Below are 17,007 nucleotides of genomic sequence, written 5' to 3'. Positions count from 1 at the left end.
TGAACGCAAAAAAATCCGTCTCTCGAATGAGAGCGGATTTGGGATGTTTTTTATATGAGATGCGCAGGATTAATTCTCTCCATCTGTAGGGATGCGATACTTTCTTTTTACATAATCGATATACTGCAAGCGCGTCATAGCCCCCGTCTTCTGGCAAAATTCATCATATGTAATGTCCTCCGATAATCCGAATTCCGCCAACGCCTGTTTACGCTCCTTCGCATACTGCGGATGGGCCAGGTCCTTCTCATGCATACGCTCAGATGGCGGGCCAAAGCATTCGGTGGTCAGACCCGAGCAGGCTCCGTGATTCATGAAATTCCGTTCCAGCCTAAATGGCGTTTGCTCCTCAGGTTTATGTAACGTGCCCAAGCCCCAACTCAAACGGACTACACGCTCATTCGTAACGCTGGTTGTCGGTCCGTACCCTATAGGAAACAGGATATCCTCTTCCTCCAATGGTTTATGATACACAAACTCATATCCTCCACGAAAAAAGAAGTCATCCATCACAATCCTCGTTGTCTCCGACATCGGGGCCGCCAAAATGTCCTCTAGCGAAGGGGAACGCTCCGTTGTCTTCCATAAGAAGGGCCTCACAAACAGCGGCATGGTCATGACCGATCTCCAGATGCTTTGCTCGGAAAATAAATGATCCTTTTCCATCTGACGAAGGTTGCCAATCACAAGCACATACCCATCGGTATGCAGATCCAGCTCTACTCTGAAAATATCACCTGGCACCGCCTGATAACGTTGGTTTGGCATATTTTTTAATCGATCCAGCTTGCGGCCATAGTCATCCGGCACGGTGCCCGGAAAATGCTCCAGCCAGGAGATGATCTCTGCTTTGGATGTCATGTGGGAACAGTCCGAAATCGGTAGACTCACGCTGTTACGTTTATTATAAGCTGTAACGTAACTCTTGCCATCATACGGACTGATTCCGGCGGAGAACGTAACACCTTCTGCCTTGAAGCCGGATACCGTTGTGTAGGTCAAATTTTTCTCCTTGCCTCTGCTCGTCTTAGGCACAACAAATTGCCGATCTCGCACCTCAATATACACGTCCTCTTCCACATAACTCTCCGGCAGGCTCGATATTCGTTTACGAATAACGTCTCCATCAAAATAAACATAGTAGCCCTTCTTGATGTCTACCCTATCCCAGTGCGATTCAACAGGCTCCAGACCAACATATGCGCGGTTCTCATTGCTCAGCCATGCATCCACAAGCAAACTCTCCTTTCCAAAAGTAATACTGCCCTGTCTTTTTATTAGCACTCATCCTCTAATTTAGGCACAAAAGGGGAAAGAAATGGATCTTCTTGCTCTGCAATCTCACCTCGTATTAACGTATACACCTTGAACTGATTAGATGATGCCGTATCATCACTATCTCTTACGTAAAGAATGCCGTAGGAACCCGGAGCTATTTCACCTGCTTTTCTGAACACTTCAATCGGATTGTATTTGGTTTCAGGTTTGTGGTTATCAAGGCCAGCAATCCAAAGCTGATAGTCACCATTAACAGCCCTCAGATCTAGTACACTTGAAGGCCAATTCAACTTCTCAATGTACTTCTGTAACTCCTGAATAGCTTCATCATATTGATCCTCATCTTCTTCAAACGACGCGCTTTCTCTTATCGTTGCCCATCCATGGTATTCGTACATTTTTTCATCCCCTCGGGGTTTGTCTGATGTAAAAATACTGACCTTATTTCTGACAGCCCAGATAGTAATCTCTTCTCAAAATTTTGCTATAAACCGTTGCACTAAGTCAGCGTACTCTTCTTTTTCCTCTTGATGAGTCCATCCGAATTGTGAAAGACTAGCATGAATATGCTGGATCAATATTTCCAACTGTTCCAAATTCTGAAATTCATCCAGTTCGATACCATACAAGAGCTCTAGCAAATGACCGTCATACATCTCCCCAGCAAGAGGATCCTCGGACAAAATTTCCATCGCCTTTTCTATGCCCAGTTCCAAAAACACACGCTGACCCAGCATTCGGCTTACATCTTCTAAGTTTAGATCATCTACTTTTTTGTTAAGCAGCCTACCGTACCACTGCTCCAAAGCCACAGGATTACCGTTGTCCATCTGGCTATCATAATCTATACAGTAAATGTCCATAATCCGTTTACTCAGGTGTACCCCTCCGAATCCGGTGAGATTAATAAGCCTCTGAGAAAATCCTCCAGTACCCTTCGTTCCGCAATACCTGCCCCAGACAGTGCAGTAGCCACACGCTCTAGTAACAGAGGTTCATGTATTAATCTTTGTTTATACTCAGGAGATGTGTAGCTCCTTAGTGTGTCTATACATATTTCAAATAACTCTCTATCCCCAACAGTCAGTAAAGATATCAATAATTCAAATCCATGTATCTGTTGAGTACTATCCAAGCAGTACGCAAGCTTCTTCTGCCAGTTGAGGGGTTTGCTCCATGCTGCTCTAGATAAAAAGTCCCAATCATCTGGATTAAAATCCCCCAGAATTTCTATCGCTATAACACAACCGTCATCGTACCAGGAATCAACTGTTGTCTCGGCGGATAAAAGATTATCAAGTTCTTTGTACATTTCGTTTCTTATCCCATCATCTTAGGATTTTTGTAACACCAGTCGGAATCATAGGACATGGAGTGTAGTTTATTAATATCTTCCCAAGTGTAGACCCAATCGTAATCTGCTACCCAAAAGTAGTCCGATTGGTTAAGCTTCAAATATTCATAAACAAATTGAAAAATTACCTCTTCTGCACCAAATACCTCTTCTATTGTACCTACCCGAATGAGATCCTGTTTAGGGTCTAGATTTAGATCCTCATAATCATGAAATAAAACACTTTTATTTTCTTTTGCCTTTACATATAGAATAAATTGGTGGTTATTCTCTCCACTATTGTACGAATGACTTAGAACATTCAAGGTTGTTGAAGAAAATCTCCCATTTTCAATATTTTTATGATTATCAAAAATTAGCCTATGATCTGATTGAAACACAGCAATTATAGTGTCAGATAAAAACTTCTCTGGTGAATACTTTTCACGCTCCGTTAGAAAAAAAGCTGTTGTTCCCATGTTATTTTATTGCCTCTTTTCATGATTCCAGAGAAATTTAAAACCTGATAGATTACTTTCTTTCTTCGGCCTTCATGCGAAGCCAGTCCCTTGCTTCCTGCCCTTTGAGAATTTGAGGTTTATCGGCTGAGCCAATATTAATACTGTGGAAATTGGCCTCTTCTATTCCTTTGATGTTTCTTAGCGTTACTCCATAAAACAAAACCCCTTCAAGCCTCGCTTCACTTATGTCTACATCTGTTAATGAAGCATAGCTAAAATCAGTTAAAGAGAGGTTGCAGGTTGAGAAATTACAGTTTTTAATTGTCGCATTATTAAATAGTGTTTCCCATAGATCTCCTCTTGAAAATCGAACTGTATCCAAATTAGAGTTGGAGAATTCTGCATATGACAAGTCTGATTTGTAAAAATCACAATGGATCAAGTTGCTATTTTTATATAATGACGAACTTAAAACAGAGGCATGAAAATCTATATTGTTAAGACTCAGACCCTCAAAAGTACAACTAGCTATAAATGACTGTTCTAAATAAATATTAGAAATATCAAATTCTCGAAAATCAACATCCTGCAATCGAAGTTGCTCACCTTCTTGACCGCTAGTATCAACCCATTTTGTATGAAGTTCGAATCTGTTATACATATCGTTTCTCATCCGTCCCTCGTCCTCTAATCCATGTAAGAAACAGCTGTGTTAATAACATTAGTCAATTTTAATTCGGGGTATTTTTTGTTAATATCCTTGAGCGTGTTAATATATTCAACACTTTGAAGATTATAAGAAATTTCTTCGAACACCTCACTGATCCAAAGAATTTCTTCTTTACTACACTTTTTTAGAAATGCGATTGTTTCGTTTTCATTTTGACTTAAGAGATTAATTAATTCCTCTCTGTAATGCTCTATTGCGGGATCATTCATATGAAGATCTGCTCTTTTCCGTATTACTTCCTTGGCTTCTTTGAACATCTATAAATTCCTCCTATGATTATGGTTGTTTTTCAGCATCAGGAAAGATAGTTCCAATCTCTCCATTCGTCTTTATAACTCCTACTCTAACACCTTTGTATTCACCATAAATAACTACACCATCTGGCTTAGATGCATTTTGTGGTATATCTACGACACTCTTTCCTGCCTCAACAATATCTGACTCTGACCAGTTTTTTGGAAACCAAGCCTGATTACTCCCTTCTCTTTTTGCTGGAGTTTTATGCTCAGGCACATTACCTACTCTTACGCCATTAGGATATGTTTTTTCAATATTATATTCAAATCCGTTAGTTCTAAGAAAATCAATATTGGACTGTCCATGTCCTCCACCTCTCATCTTAGATATCTTTCCATTCTTCGGGTTAACAGTGAAGTCACCTTTAGAAGAATGTTCTATTACTTTCGGACTTACTTTTAAATCTACACTATTTCCCCCAGTTGATCTTGCATCAGACTTGTTCTCTTTCCTAGCCTTATGATCCTCCAAATTCTTCTTCAACTTCGCCACCGCCGGATGAGAAGAAGGCAAGCGAAACGGGCCTTTGCGCCCAGGCATACTTCCGCGAACCATCTGAAAAGCCATAAAAATCTGACTGAACTTCAGAGAAGTTACCATCATCTGTGCATATCGATCATTCACTGGCTCGCCTGTGAAGGGATGAACTCCATTTTCAAAGGCTTCAATCTGCAAGGCATCAAGATCTTCCCCCGGATCTTCTGCATGACCTGCTTGCATCCGATTGATATCCACATGTCCTTGATCCTTCTGATACGCCTGCAAAGAAGCTTGATCTGGAACACCATTCTCGTTCACTGGCATCCACATCAGCCTGCCGTACATATTCACTTGTGCCATCCGGTAGCCTTTATCCTCCGAACCCGCATCACTCCCCGAGCTCTTCACCATCGATACCGCACGCACAGCACCAATAACACCACCCAGACTGCCCTTCTCGGCATCTGCCTGCTCAAACCTCGTAGCAATATCCGTTAATTCTTTCGAAGTATACAACATGCTCTCCAGTGCTTTCTGTAATACAGGACGTGACCGTGCAAAATCACCATAAAAACGCTCCTGCGTCACACCCAGCCATACGGCCTGAAGAAACATGATCTGCCTTGAAAGGTTATCCTGGATATGCTCCAACTGTTGTCTCGCCTGATCCACTTGATTCGATACGTGATGTAATTGTTCAGGGGTCACTTTGATTGTACTCATACGCTTTCTCCGCTCATTTGAAATAGGATTATCCTATGTTAGCAGAAGTGTAATATGTAAAACCATCCGGCTAACATCCTGAATTTACCTATAACCCGACATCTGATATACCACTCATCGGTGCTATAGTCCTATATGCATATACCCACATCCAAGCACATCCTACCATTTTCAGTAAACGCAACGACTCCCTATTTTATCCCTGTTAAAAACATCCGATACCGCTCAATCTGCTCCTCCGTCGCCATTTCCCGCAATGATTCCAAAACCGCTGTACACTTGATAATATGCCTTTCCATCCCCAGTCTGTCCGCTACACACATCGCCTTCAAAATAAACTCCACCGCCTCCTGCGGCCTTCCCATCCACTGTTCATATAAAGCCCTTTGGTAACAATAATAGTACATATCATCGTTGTTTAACGAATCCATATCCACTCCTGACCCATCAACCTTCTCCTCAATCATCTGTATGATTAAATCAATCCGCCACCCATGCCGCACCGCGGCCTCTGTGATCACCTTCAACCCTGACAGACGTTCCTCCGGATACTCTAGCAACAGGTTCACGTACCCTTCCAGCAACTCAACCTGCCCGGCTTCAATCTCAAGTGCATAGCGATGGATTTCAGCTTTACGTTTGAACTCCTGCACAACTTGTAGCTCTGCCTCATCCATTCCTTCCATACACCCCAATGTTGCATACTGCCGGATACAAGCTCGCGCCTGATCGATCTGCCCTGCTTCTGATAAGCCATACCTCGCATCATATGACTCCATCCCATGTAATAAACCAATGGACGTTCCGTATGAGTATAAAGTTTGGACCCACCTTTCTCCTGACACTCCACTCGTTCTTCATATATACACTGCGCGCACTGGTACAACACACCCGCCGTCTCCAGCACCTTGTTCCAATTTTCAAAAGCCACAGCCATATCGAGCATCTCAACGATAATGTCCGGTTTGAGGGATTTCAGGATAGATGATCGCAAAAAAGGAAGCCTCCTTTAGCTATTCTGAAATTATTGTATAGATAAATAAAAAGAAGATCAATATAAAATGTACTAATAAGTACTATTATAACTCATTTAATTTCACATCCGTTAGTCTGTCATGACTTTATATCCTCTTCTAACCTTAAGTAGAGGTGATCAAATGAGTTTACCAGAAGCTGTTGGTAATCGAATTCGTGAATTAAGAAAGGCCAAAGGCTGGACTCAGGAGCAACTGGCTGAAGCCGCGGGTCTTCATTATAGTTATATTGGCGGAGTTGAACGAGGAGATCGCAACATTTCCTTGGAGACGCTCGAGAAGATCATGAATGGCTTTCAGGTTCCTGCCGAGGAAATCTTTAAATTTGAAGAAGACTCTTCCTACAAAAGAGCCTTGAATGAACATATGACTTTAGTTAGCGGTCAACATGCGGAACAAATCGAATCTTTAACCAGAATTAACAAGGAAATTTTGATCTCCATTGAAAATGCAAAAAAACGCTCAGATGAACGTTAATTTGTGCACGTATATCATACATATTCTTTCCAAGAGTGGAGCCATTGTCTCCACTCTTTTTTACACATTACCCTTCTCACACCACGCCCCGCGCCAACACCCCATACTCCACCCGGTTCCGGCCTTTTTGCTTCGCCTGATACAGTGCCTTGTCCACTGCATCAAATAGCTGAATTAAATAGCGCTCGCCATCCTCCGGCACATCTTCATCCTCATACGCAAAATCATCAATCGATAGAATACCGACGCTAATTGTAATTGCTATTTCCCCCAACCCATAATTCAATGCAATACGGTTGGACTCCACGGTCTGTCTTACACGCTCCGCCATATCAATCGCTAGATCATGCTCCGTATGCGGCAGGTAGATCATAAATTCCTCTCCACCATAGCGGGTCAAAATGTCAGTACTGCGCACAGACTGCCGAAGTGCCTCCGCTGTGCGCACCAGCACTTCGTCCCCAACAACATGACCATAGTGGTCATTGATGGCTTTGAAGTGGTCGATATCGAGCAGCATGAGGGAAAACGGCATTTTATATTGCAGGTTCGTGAGTACTTCATGATTCAGATGTTGCGTCAGGTAACGACGGTTATAACAGTGCGTCAGACTATCCGTCAGCACCAATTCTTCAAGCTTCCGATTGGCCTCGGACAACTCCTGACGGATCAGATCCAGCGCCTCATTACGCTCATGCAGTATCTTATTCTGCTGGTTCATCGCCTTGGCATAGAAGCGCTCCTGCGAGACATCCTGGAACGTCAGCAGGTGCCCTAGCGGTGCAAGCGCCGAGTCTACAATCGGAGAAGATTGCAGAATATAGTGGCAGAGCTGGCCGTCTTTCTCTACGACCACTTCGATCTGGCACAGCTCCATTTTTTTCAAAAGATACTTATTCAGAAACGTCCGAGCATCACCCTCCACTGAAACACCGGCGAGAAATCCCTCCATGTCCCAGATATCCCCTACATGTTGTTCTATGAAAAAACGAGAGGCTTTGTTCACCTCCACAATCACTTCGTTCTCATCCAGCACCAGAATGCCATACGGGATCGTATTAATGACGTCCTCATGGGCGATGGAGACCAGGTTGAACACGTTGTACCTTTTGATCACATATACGAAGAACAAGTCCGACACGAAGATTCCCAGAGAGGTCAGGCCCGGAATAATCGGCAACCAGCGGCTCAGTAGCACATTGAGGACCGCATCCAGCGTTGCGAACATGGCCAGCACAAAAATACCCCAAAGGGTGATTTTGACCTGTTTTTGAATCATGGCTGGTGTCTTGGAGGAAAATACCGCACGAAACATAATGACGAGAGAAGTAACGAAGTAGCTCACCAATATGAACATGACTACCCAGAACCACGGGCCGTAGGCACGCTCGATATAACCGCCCTCCAGAGGCATGACAAAATCATGCCAAGGGTTCGCAACAACCCCAATCGCTCCGATCACAGCGGGTACAAACAGCAACACCAGCCGCCTTTGGCTGAGTCGTTCCGCATAACCCGTAATAAATAGCGTCAGCAGCAGCCACCCACTCCCCAGCAGCGAGACCGCTACAAAGGACAGCAAAACATAGAATAATTGCAGGCCCGGATCATCCGTGAGTGTACTCGCAAATTGACAGAAAGGCCACATCATCATCAAACCGTGAAACAAAAAATACACCTTATGTAAATTCGTAATTCTAACGGTAGCAAACACATACACGCCCACACCAAACAATAGCACGAATAACGAAAGATCATACCACACTAATGGGTTCACGAATCTTCTCCTTCTTGGATGTGACACTGATTCCATGGTTATCAGGGATAACTCTGATACGTTACCAAACGTTGAACTTTGATTTTGCTTCTGAACATTCTAAAACTATGATGAGATACAACATCTGCGATGCTTTGATTTTACGCTGGTTAAATTACCCATATCGTACCACACCCCTGATACGCTGAGTAGCCCATTCACTGGAATTCCGACCAACCTCTGATTGAAATCGCAATCATTTTTTGCATTTTTGTGAACGTTTTTTTGAAGACTCCACGTCAAAAAACGCCCAGCTTTCAACTGAGCGTCATCCAGCCCGTAACGGGATAAGTGATCTATTTTATTGAATAGAAAACTTCCCTACTGGGAACTTCCTTACTTCCGTTCGGCTTCTATGTTTCTTTTTAATCTGTCCATAACTTGCTCATGATCCATTAAAGGTTCTTTAACGACAGTCTGCTTCTCCGCAACGATTAAACGAAGTTGAAGCTCGTTTCTCGCCTCAGCTAGTCGGTGGTTTCCATCCAATTGATTAGAAGACCGCTTGCTTTCCATAAAAAATCAGACTCCCTTTTCGTACCTGATATCAACGCTTCAACTCCACTTATTTCACATCTGCCAACGGCTCATTGTCCGAAAATAGATCCGGGTTTTCCTTCAACATCTCCGTAAGCACCTCGGTTGTTCTCGCGGCATCACAGACACTTGTGACGGCATCCCCGAAGCTGCCTTTGTGCATCGCACCTGCTTGAACCAGCACCTCATCGACCTTCCAGAAATGCTCTGACCAAGATAATCCGCAATGTCTGCGTGAAGGCACGGAAATTTTAGTTCCATCTGGCAAAACGGTATAGAGCATCTCATGTCCATCGGTCATTCTGCCTGGAATATCCACCCATTCCTCGATCCCATGAATAAACGTGTTTCGCTTCAAGTCCACCCCCACCAGCAGGATTGTCGCTTTGTGATCAAGTAGCTTGCCCCATGCAGAACCACGTGCACATGGCGTATCAAAGAGATGATCGTCCTGTGTGAACGCCCGTGCGTCCTTACCTAATGCTGCTACAGAGTGTGTAGGATGCCAGGAACGGACAACGTTAGGACGTTTGCGGAACAATTCCGGGAGAATGCCCACACAACAGGAAGACGTTTCCACGTGGAACAATGGATTGCTTTTGTTAATGGTAGACCACGTATGCGTAGGCAAAACGAGCAATCCATCCTTCATATATTCAATCAGCGCATCCAGCACGGTATCTGCCCCGCCTTCTACTTCCCCCATACTCTTCATGGAAGAATGCATCAGCAAGGTGCCGTGACGATCTATGCCTAATTCCTCTAGCTGCGCGATAAGACTGTCGTATGTATGTGTCATCTTGGTAACCTCCTTGGGATCGAATGATGTATCGAAAAATAAAACAAAGAGCCGAGATATGTTCTCGGCCTCTGTAATTACACTTTTATACGGCAAGCAGATGCTCACTTTAACGTTGAATATGCTTATAAACTTGATCTCTGATACTCTGATCATACTTCAGACATGAACAGAGTACAACTGAGATTCATTGGTTGCAGTTGGAATTACGTTAATAATCAATGAACTATAAAATGATGATTCCATGTTGTGAGTGAGTATGACTATTTAATTACCACGTATTCCAAGTTCACCAGCTTCGCATACGTGATGATCTGATCTGTAGTCAGGTTCAGTGATACCACCGTGTGGTGTCCGCCACCGTTCTCAATCCAAGCTTTAACTCCGTCCTGGAAGTTTGGTTTTACTGTCCACAGTACACGTGCTACTGGCAGATTTGGTGCCGGAACCGTTGGTTCGAAGGCAGACACTTCGTTGATCAGCAATTTATAGTGCGTACCGAAGTCGGCCATGGATACGACGACACCTTCGCCAGCTTTGCCGTCAAATACGAGACGAGCGGGGTCTTCACGATCGCCAATCCCCAGTGGAGATACGATGATTCTTGGTTTAGTGCTCGCCAGTGTCGGATCAACCTCAAGCATGTGCGATTGCAGAATGGCTTCTTGGCCAGATGCCATCTCATACGTGTAATCTTCCATGAAGCCTGTGTTTTCGTTGTGAGCCATAATTTTGAGCAAACGATCCAGTGCGGCTGTTTTCCAATCGCCTTCACCCGCAAATCCGTAGCCTTGAGCCATCAGACGTTGTACTGCCAGACCCGGGAGTTGCTTCATGCCGTGCAGGTCTTCAAAGTTCGTTGTGAAGGCCGTGTAACCACCGTTATCCAGGAACTTTTTGATCGCAATTTCATAGCTTGCTTGCACACGTACACTAGCTTCCCATGCTTCTTTGCTGTTGGTACCATAATCGAATTCATACAGATCCGCATATTGTGTGATTAATTCATCAATCTCTTGCTCAGTTACTGCGTTCACGTACTCTACAAGGTCGCCAATGCCGTAGTAGTCTACTGTCCAGCCAAACTGGATTTGAGCCTCGACTTTATCACCTTCGGTTACTCCTACGTTACGCATGTTATCGCCGAAACGAGCAACTTTGATGTTAAAGCTCTCGTTGTACGCCACCGCTACGTCCATCCAGTCCGCAACCTGCTGTTGCACTTCCGGACGCTCCCAGTAACCCACAACAATTTTATTTTGTTTTCTCAGACGAGCATTGATGAAGCCGTACTCACGGTCACCGTGTGCCGCTTGGTTCAGGTTCATGAAGTCCATGTCGATGGTTGCCCATGGAATGCTCTCATTATATTGCGTTGCGAGGTGAAGAAGTGGCTTTTGCAGCAATTTTGTACCGCGAATCCACATTTTTGCTGGAGAGAACGTATGCATCCAAGTGATTACACCCGCTACTTCGTCGCGGTAGTTCACTTCTTTCATGATGCTGGTGATTTTGTCTGCGGTTACAGCCAGATCTTGCAGTACAAGCGGGTAAGGAAGTACGCCGCTAGCGTTCAGGGCATCCGTAATTTTCTGTGCGTTTGCTTTAACTTCACCGAGTGCTTCTTCACCGTACAAATGTTGTGAACCGACAACGAACCAAAATTCTTTTGCTGCTGTTGCTGACATGGAATCATCCTCATTTCATTAGTTTATAGTTGGATAAGATGGGTTTACACCTGGACACTCCGATTGCAGTACCATCTTCCGATCGCTGGTTATCCTCGGATTTCTTCTCCTTCCCCTCTTAAGGGGGGAAATCCGATGATAAACGCCAAGCATATCCTTCCGATGTAGCTTTCGTGCCGAAAGCTTTTAGCTCCGCTTCTACAGATTGGTTCTGCATTCTTCGTTAGTGGTGTAAAAAGGCTTATTCAACTTCGGGTTGAGCAAAGTAGTTACACCGGGTCACTGCGATTGCAGTACCCATCTTTCGTCGATAAGATTAAGAATTATTTCTGGCCGTAGTATGCGTCCTTGCCGTGTTTGCGCAGGTAGTGTTTATCCAGAATGCCTTGCGGAAGTTCTTTGGCAAAGTTGTTCAGCTGGCGCGCGTACAGGTTCATTTTGCACACTTCCTCCAGCACAACGCTGTTCACCACAGCCGACTTGGCGTCTTTGCCCCATGTAAACGGTGCGTGTCCATGCAGAAGGACTGCCGGAATCGCCATCACATCCAGCCCACGTTGTTCGAACGTTTCAATGATTACACGGCCTGTCTCCGCTTCGTATCCGCGATCAATCTCATCCTGGTTCAGGAAACGTGCACATGGCACGGCTCCGTAGAACGTATCGGCGTGAGTCGTTCCCATGACAGGCACGTCCAGGCCTGCTTGCGCCCAGATGGTTGCCCATGTGGAGTGCGTGTGCACGATGCCGCCAATTTCCTTGTAGTGTTTGTATAGAACCGCATGCGTAGCGGTGTCCGAGGAAGGTCTCATCTCCCCTTCTACCACGTTACCGTCGAGATCGACGACAACCATGTCGCTGGCTTTCATTTTTTCGTAATCGACCCCGCTTGGTTTAATGACGAACAGACCGCTTTCCCGATCGATCGCGCTGACATTACCCCAAGTGAACTTCACCAGTCCGTGCTTCGGCAGCTCCAGATTGGCCTCGAATACCTCTTGTTTTAACTGCTCCAACATGTTTAGTTTCCTCCGTTCTCTACCAGATGCTCTACAGCGGCGTGCTCAATGGCAAGTCCGCTCCGGTAGCGTTCAATAAATGCTTCAAATCCCTTCACATCGGCGGCTTCCGGTGCCACTTCGACCCCTTCTACATCCTTGAACACCTTTTGCTCCAGGAAAACATCCAGCGTTTCTTGCTCACCCTGATTAATCAGGTACGAAGCCAACAGAGCCATCCCCCACGCGCCGCCTTCACCAGCTGTAGACATTACGGATACCGGAACATTCATCGCCGCTGCCACGATCCGCTGTCCCACCACAGGTGTCTTAAACAGACCGCCATGTGCCAAAATGCTGTCGATGGCTACCTGCTCCTTCTCGGTTAGAATATCCATGCCCAGCTTGAGCGCGCCGAAGGCACTGAACAGATGCGTGCGCATGAAATTCGCCAGATTAAACTTGCTTTCTGGAGAGCGCACGAACAACGGACGTCCGTGCTCCAGTCCTGTAATATTTTCACCGGAGTAGTACCCGTAGCTGAGCAGTCCGCCCCCATCCGGGTCGGCTTCAAGTGCCTTGTTAAACAATACGCTGAACAACTTGCCGGAATCGGCCTCGATGCCCATCGCTTGAGCAAACTCGCGGAACAATCCGATCCATGCGTTCAGATCACTGGAGCAGTTGTTCGCATGTACCATGCCGACTGGACTTCCATCTGGCGTAGTCACCATATCAATCTCAGGATACACGCTGGACAATTCTTTCTCCAGAACGATCATCGCAAAGACCGACGTGCCCACCGAGATATTCCCCGTCCGTTTGCGCACACTGTTTGTGGCCACCATACCAGTTCCTGCATCACCTTCAGGTGCGCACAGTGGAATGCCCGCTGCCAGCTCTCCTGACGGGTCAAGCAGCTTCGCTCCGGCTTCCGTCAATGCACCTGCATGTTCTCCTGCGAGGTACACTTTAGGAAGCAAATCCTCAACCTTCCACGGGTAACCTTTGCCAGTGATGTGCTCATTGAACTGGTTGATCATTGCCGGATGATAATTATGCGTTGTCTCGTCAATCGGGAACATACCTGATGCATCACCGATCCCAATCGCTTTATTCCCTGTCAGCAACCAGTGGATGTAACCCGCCAATGTGGTCAGGTAATCAATCTGAGGCACATGCTGCTCTCCGTTCAGAATTGCCTGATACAGATGGGCAATGCTCCAGCGTTCAGGGATGTTGAATTGCAACAGTTCTGTCAGCTCGCGTGCAGCCGCACCCGTCGTTGAGTTACGCCACGTACGGAACGGTACGAGCATTTCCCCCGCTTGATCCAGCGCGATGTATCCATGCATCATTGCCGAGAAGCCGATTGAACCTACGGTCGTCAGCGGTACACCATACTTCTGCTGCACATCCTGCTTCAACTCGCGGTAAGCTATCTGCAAACCCGTGATGATATCCTCCTGATTGTACGTCCAATAGCCGTCTTTCAGCAGGTTCTCCCATTCATAACTGCCGGAGGCAATCGTCTCAAAATGCTCATCAATCAATACTGCTTTAATGCGTGTTGATCCAAGCTCAATCCCTAGTGAGGTTGCGCCCTTGGCAATAGCTTCTTTCACATCCACATGACTCGTCACTTCCGCATTTCCCCTCTCTCGTTGCCATCTACGTCCGAGGAATGGCATCTATTCAGGTGCACGCACAATTAGTGCAGCTCCACTTCCGCTTATGGCTATAATTCTATTCCAGCATTCCAAGAATGCGCTTTCCTGTTCTGACAGCCTTAGTATATTTTTTGTACGTACATTTGTCAATGAGATATCAAAGTTATACTCACAAAGAACTATTTTGCCAAAAATCCAATAATACCAACGAATTTTTATTCATTTTCCTAGTATATATGTAGGGTTCAATTCGACAAATAGATTGCCAGTTGTACGTATCATTCCGAGAAATGTACGGTTTATCTTGAAACTAAAGCGATTCATGCTAGAATATGTACGTACAACTTAAGCGATGATTGAATAACTTATTGATCGAAATAATATTAATACAAGGTTATTCTGTCACCGAAGTACATTGCAAGAACCTATAATTCAATTTATATAGAAGTTACAACGAAAGAAGTGGACGAATTGAAACCTAAATACCAAGTCATTATTGATGATATAAAGAGCCATATCCTGTCGGGAACGTACAGCATCGGCGAGCAGATTCCCACCGAATCGGCCTTGCAGGAGAGTTATAACGTGAGCCGTCAGACCGTTCGTAAGGCCATTTTGGAATTATCCAACGAGGGATTTTTACGCAGCGAAAAAGGTTCGGGCACCTATGTCAGCAATCTGTACCGATCGCGAGCAGGTGGTAACACTTCCAAAAAGACGATTGGGGTCATCACCACCTATATCTCGGATTATATTTTCCCATCCATTATTCGCGGTATCGAACGTCGTCTGAATGAGGACAACTACTCGTTGCTGCTCGCCAGTACAAATAATGATGTGGCACAAGAGAAAAAGGCACTTGAGATGATGCTCTCTTACGGCGTAGATGGTCTGATTGTTGAACCGACGAAAAGCAATCTGTACAACCCAAATATTGCGTACTATCTGTCCTTTAAGGAGCAGGATGTGCCGTTTGCAATGATCAATGCGTTTTATGAGGAATTAGAAGTGCCTTTCTTCTGTCTGGATGATGTGCAGTCCAGTTATCTGGCGACTAAGGAATTAATCTCCAAAGGCCATACCCAGATTGGGATCATTGCCAAAATGGATGATCTACAGGGCAAGTACCGGATGAAGGGATACATCAAGGCACTAGGAGAAGCAAAACTGAGGTTCCATCCCGAGCATGTGCTCTCGTTTGACACTGCATCAAAGGCTGATCTGTCTGCGAACGTGACAGCCTATCTGCAAGAAAATAGGGATGCACTCACCGCAATTGTTTGTTACAACGACGAAGTTGGATTGGAGGTAGTGCATGCTTGCCGCCAGCTCGGCATTTCAATCCCGGATGAGTTGTCCATTATTGGTCAGGACAATTCCTATATCGCCAAAAATGCAAACATCAGACTCGCCACACTCACGCATCCTCAAGAGCAGATGGGACGTGACGCTGCCGATTGGGTCATCCGCAAGCTGCAGGGGAAGAAAGACCTCCCCAATCAAACCTACTATCAGCCTGAGCTGGTGGAAGGCGAGACTGTGAAGGAGATGGAGATTGAATAAACATCCCCATGCTCTCACTCATATTTTTCTCACATTCTAGCCCTTATGCTTACTTTATTCTGTAAACACAGAAAACGCCGTGAGCCAGTAGCAATGGATACAGTAGTGATATAATAGATGGAACACGGAGTAACATATATCGTACGGATACGGTAAGTTCCGTAAAGATTTACGTTTATCACAAGCAATACAATTTAGGATAAAAAAACTCAGGAGGTGATTTCGTCATGGTTGATATGAACGGCCTATCACAACCAGCCCATCTGTCACCTGTGGACTTGAACAGCATGCGTGCCAAAACCTTGGGAGATTATCTGAAATCACGACGCGCACGGCTTCAACCAGAGCAAGCAGGATTCGCCAAGACTCATGGGCAACGCCGAACACCTGGGTTGCGCCGAGAAGAGGTTGCCATACTGGCAGGGGTTAGCGCAACCTATTATACGTTTCTGGAACAGGGGCGAGAGGTAGCCGTTTCCCGAGAAGTTATCGAGAGTATCGGTCGGGCACTCCAGTTGTCTCCCGACGAGCACACCCATCTGCTCGGCCTATGGAATGGCAATGAACCTGAGATGGCGCCGCCAATTACCTCGGAACTCTCTCAACCTTGGCGGGATATTGTAAATCAGATGGCATTTCCGGCGTTCATCACGAATGATCGTGCCGAGCTGCTTGCCTGGAACATATCTGTCGACAAATACCTGTTGGACTACACTTCACGTACTCCAGCGCAACGCAATATGATGTCCAGCCTGTTTACAGATCCTGAAATGCGCGCTCGCATCATCAATTGGGAGGAGATGGCGGCACATTCCGTTGCCATATTCCGCACCTCTTATGATAAATATGCACATGATCCGTGGTTCCCCCGGTTTGTAGAAGATCTTTCCAAAGAAAGCCCTGAATTTGCATCGTTATGGGAGTTGCACCGAGTAGAGGCAAAGCGGGTTACGCGCGTGTTCTACCAACCTCCAGGCCAGGATCAAGTAAATGTATACGATATTAAATCTCTATCCTTCACCCTCGACCATCCAGATCTGCATCTGTGCATCTATTCTCCAGTCAAGGAACAGGAATCTTAAACTCGCTTGTCCCTCTTCTTTCACAAACCGATTGATCTACA

Annotated in this window: 19 protein-coding genes; 3 read left to right on the top strand and 16 right to left on the bottom strand. The window is 45.5% G+C overall.

The features are described 5' to 3' along the window. Positions 1–69: 69 nt before the first annotated feature. The 10 genes from ABIE27_RS04760 to ABIE27_RS04715 form a co-directional block, all read right to left on the bottom strand. Complete coding sequence (locus tag ABIE27_RS04760) at positions 70–1,233, bottom strand: immunity 26/phosphotriesterase HocA family protein (RefSeq protein WP_123063868.1); 1,164 nt, start codon at positions 1,231–1,233, stop codon at positions 70–72. A 44-nt stretch (positions 1,234–1,277) separates the two neighbouring features. Beyond that, positions 1,278–1,676: an Imm7 family immunity protein gene (locus ABIE27_RS04755; RefSeq protein ID WP_123063867.1), complete on the bottom strand. Its 399-nt coding sequence runs from the start codon at positions 1,674–1,676 to the stop codon at positions 1,278–1,280. 75 nt (positions 1,677–1,751) lie between these two features. Then, positions 1,752–2,141: a contact-dependent growth inhibition system immunity protein gene (locus tag ABIE27_RS04750; protein ID WP_240036738.1), complete on the bottom strand. Its 390-nt coding sequence runs from the start codon at positions 2,139–2,141 to the stop codon at positions 1,752–1,754. An 11-nt stretch (positions 2,142–2,152) separates the two neighbouring features. Beyond that, positions 2,153–2,590, bottom strand: coding sequence for a hypothetical protein (locus ABIE27_RS04745; protein WP_123063865.1), 438 nt, complete (start codon positions 2,588–2,590; stop codon positions 2,153–2,155). Positions 2,591–2,598: 8 nt separating this feature from the next. Continuing rightward, positions 2,599–3,090: a hypothetical protein gene (locus ABIE27_RS04740; protein WP_123063864.1), complete on the bottom strand. Its 492-nt coding sequence runs from the start codon at positions 3,088–3,090 to the stop codon at positions 2,599–2,601. A gap of 52 nt (positions 3,091–3,142) precedes the next feature. Further along, on the bottom strand, positions 3,143–3,745 hold the full coding sequence (locus ABIE27_RS04735; protein WP_123063863.1) for a pentapeptide repeat-containing protein: 603 nt from the start codon (positions 3,743–3,745) through the stop codon (positions 3,143–3,145). A gap of 14 nt (positions 3,746–3,759) precedes the next feature. Then, complete coding sequence (locus ABIE27_RS04730) at positions 3,760–4,059, bottom strand: hypothetical protein (protein WP_123063862.1); 300 nt, start codon at positions 4,057–4,059, stop codon at positions 3,760–3,762. Positions 4,060–4,078: 19 nt separating this feature from the next. Continuing rightward, on the bottom strand, positions 4,079–5,302 hold the full coding sequence (locus ABIE27_RS04725) for a WXG100 family type VII secretion target (protein WP_429350011.1): 1,224 nt from the start codon (positions 5,300–5,302) through the stop codon (positions 4,079–4,081). 191 nt (positions 5,303–5,493) lie between these two features. After that, positions 5,494–5,955 (bottom strand): hypothetical protein, encoded by a 462-nt coding sequence (locus ABIE27_RS04720; protein WP_429350010.1) that lies wholly within the window; start codon positions 5,953–5,955, stop codon positions 5,494–5,496. Continuing rightward, positions 5,868–6,296: a hypothetical protein gene (locus ABIE27_RS04715; RefSeq protein WP_240036734.1), complete on the bottom strand. Its 429-nt coding sequence runs from the start codon at positions 6,294–6,296 to the stop codon at positions 5,868–5,870. The genes ABIE27_RS04720 and ABIE27_RS04715 overlap by 88 nt, the downstream gene beginning before the upstream one ends. Positions 6,297–6,459: 163 nt before the next feature. On the opposite strand from ABIE27_RS04715, the gene ABIE27_RS04710 reads away from it, so the two are divergent. After that, positions 6,460–6,813, top strand: a complete 354-nt coding sequence (locus tag ABIE27_RS04710) for a helix-turn-helix domain-containing protein (RefSeq protein ID WP_123063860.1) — start codon at positions 6,460–6,462, stop codon at positions 6,811–6,813. 76 nt (positions 6,814–6,889) lie between these two features. On the opposite strand, the gene ABIE27_RS04705 is transcribed toward ABIE27_RS04710, so the two are convergent. The 6 genes from ABIE27_RS04705 to ABIE27_RS04680 form a co-directional block, all read right to left on the bottom strand. Next, positions 6,890–8,590 carry a histidine kinase N-terminal 7TM domain-containing diguanylate cyclase gene (locus ABIE27_RS04705; protein WP_123063859.1) on the bottom strand — a complete coding sequence of 567 codons (1,701 nt, stop codon included), beginning with the start codon at positions 8,588–8,590 and terminating at the stop codon, positions 6,890–6,892. 375 nt (positions 8,591–8,965) lie between these two features. Then, entirely contained in the window at positions 8,966–9,145 is a 180-nt protein-coding gene (locus tag ABIE27_RS04700; RefSeq protein WP_429350009.1) for a hypothetical protein, read from the bottom strand. Between the two features lie 49 nt (positions 9,146–9,194). Continuing rightward, on the bottom strand, positions 9,195–9,965 hold the full coding sequence (locus tag ABIE27_RS04695) for an AAC(3) family N-acetyltransferase (protein WP_429350008.1): 771 nt from the start codon (positions 9,963–9,965) through the stop codon (positions 9,195–9,197). Positions 9,966–10,228: 263 nt separating this feature from the next. After that, complete coding sequence (gene araA, locus ABIE27_RS04690) at positions 10,229–11,653, bottom strand: L-arabinose isomerase (protein WP_123063856.1); 1,425 nt, start codon at positions 11,651–11,653, stop codon at positions 10,229–10,231. 323 nt (positions 11,654–11,976) lie between these two features. Then, complete coding sequence (locus ABIE27_RS04685; RefSeq protein WP_090923505.1) at positions 11,977–12,672, bottom strand: L-ribulose-5-phosphate 4-epimerase; 696 nt, start codon at positions 12,670–12,672, stop codon at positions 11,977–11,979. A gap of 2 nt (positions 12,673–12,674) precedes the next feature. After that, complete coding sequence (locus ABIE27_RS04680) at positions 12,675–14,342, bottom strand: xylulokinase (protein WP_429350007.1); 1,668 nt, start codon at positions 14,340–14,342, stop codon at positions 12,675–12,677. Between the two features lie 450 nt (positions 14,343–14,792). On the opposite strand from ABIE27_RS04680, the gene ABIE27_RS04675 reads away from it, so the two are divergent. Together ABIE27_RS04675 and ABIE27_RS04670 are read left to right on the top strand one after the other, a co-directional pair. Continuing rightward, positions 14,793–15,884, top strand: a complete 1,092-nt coding sequence (locus tag ABIE27_RS04675; protein WP_429350006.1) for a GntR family transcriptional regulator — start codon at positions 14,793–14,795, stop codon at positions 15,882–15,884. Positions 15,885–16,111: 227 nt separating this feature from the next. Then, positions 16,112–16,966 (top strand): helix-turn-helix transcriptional regulator, encoded by an 855-nt coding sequence (locus ABIE27_RS04670; RefSeq protein ID WP_429350005.1) that lies wholly within the window; start codon positions 16,112–16,114, stop codon positions 16,964–16,966. Positions 16,967–17,007: the final 41 nt, after the last annotated feature.

The sequence above is a fragment of the Paenibacillus sp. 4624 genome, from assembly GCF_050435065.1.
GTDB lineage: Bacteria > Bacillota > Bacilli > Paenibacillales > Paenibacillaceae > Paenibacillus > Paenibacillus amylolyticus_D.
This window is presented reverse-complemented; position numbering and strand designations above follow the sequence as displayed.

Excerpts from the sequence above, each read along its gene's own strand:
- ABIE27_RS04755 (WP_123063867.1), bottom strand. The coding sequence starts at position 1,676 with ATGTACGAATACCATGGATGGGCAACGATAAGAGAAAGCGCGTCGTTT.
- ABIE27_RS04750 (WP_240036738.1), bottom strand. The coding sequence starts at position 2,141 with ATGGACATTTACTGTATAGATTATGATAGCCAGATGGACAACGGTAAT.
- ABIE27_RS04745 (WP_123063865.1), bottom strand. The coding sequence starts at position 2,590 with ATGTACAAAGAACTTGATAATCTTTTATCCGCCGAGACAACAGTTGAT.
- ABIE27_RS04740 (WP_123063864.1), bottom strand. The coding sequence starts at position 3,090 with ATGGGAACAACAGCTTTTTTTCTAACGGAGCGTGAAAAGTATTCACCA.
- ABIE27_RS04735 (WP_123063863.1), bottom strand. The coding sequence starts at position 3,745 with ATGAGAAACGATATGTATAACAGATTCGAACTTCATACAAAATGGGTT.
- ABIE27_RS04730 (WP_123063862.1), bottom strand. The coding sequence starts at position 4,059 with ATGTTCAAAGAAGCCAAGGAAGTAATACGGAAAAGAGCAGATCTTCAT.
- ABIE27_RS04725 (WP_429350011.1), bottom strand. The coding sequence starts at position 5,302 with ATGAGTACAATCAAAGTGACCCCTGAACAATTACATCACGTATCGAAT.
- ABIE27_RS04710 (WP_123063860.1), top strand. The coding sequence starts at position 6,460 with ATGAGTTTACCAGAAGCTGTTGGTAATCGAATTCGTGAATTAAGAAAG.
- ABIE27_RS04700 (WP_429350009.1), bottom strand. The coding sequence starts at position 9,145 with ATGGAAAGCAAGCGGTCTTCTAATCAATTGGATGGAAACCACCGACTA.
- ABIE27_RS04695 (WP_429350008.1), bottom strand. The coding sequence starts at position 9,965 with ATGACACATACATACGACAGTCTTATCGCGCAGCTAGAGGAATTAGGC.
- araA (WP_123063856.1), bottom strand. The coding sequence starts at position 11,653 with ATGTCAGCAACAGCAGCAAAAGAATTTTGGTTCGTTGTCGGTTCACAA.
- ABIE27_RS04685 (WP_090923505.1), bottom strand. The coding sequence starts at position 12,672 with ATGTTGGAGCAGTTAAAACAAGAGGTATTCGAGGCCAATCTGGAGCTG.
- ABIE27_RS04680 (WP_429350007.1), bottom strand. The coding sequence starts at position 14,342 with ATGCCATTCCTCGGACGTAGATGGCAACGAGAGAGGGGAAATGCGGAA.
- ABIE27_RS04670 (WP_429350005.1), top strand. The coding sequence starts at position 16,112 with ATGGTTGATATGAACGGCCTATCACAACCAGCCCATCTGTCACCTGTG.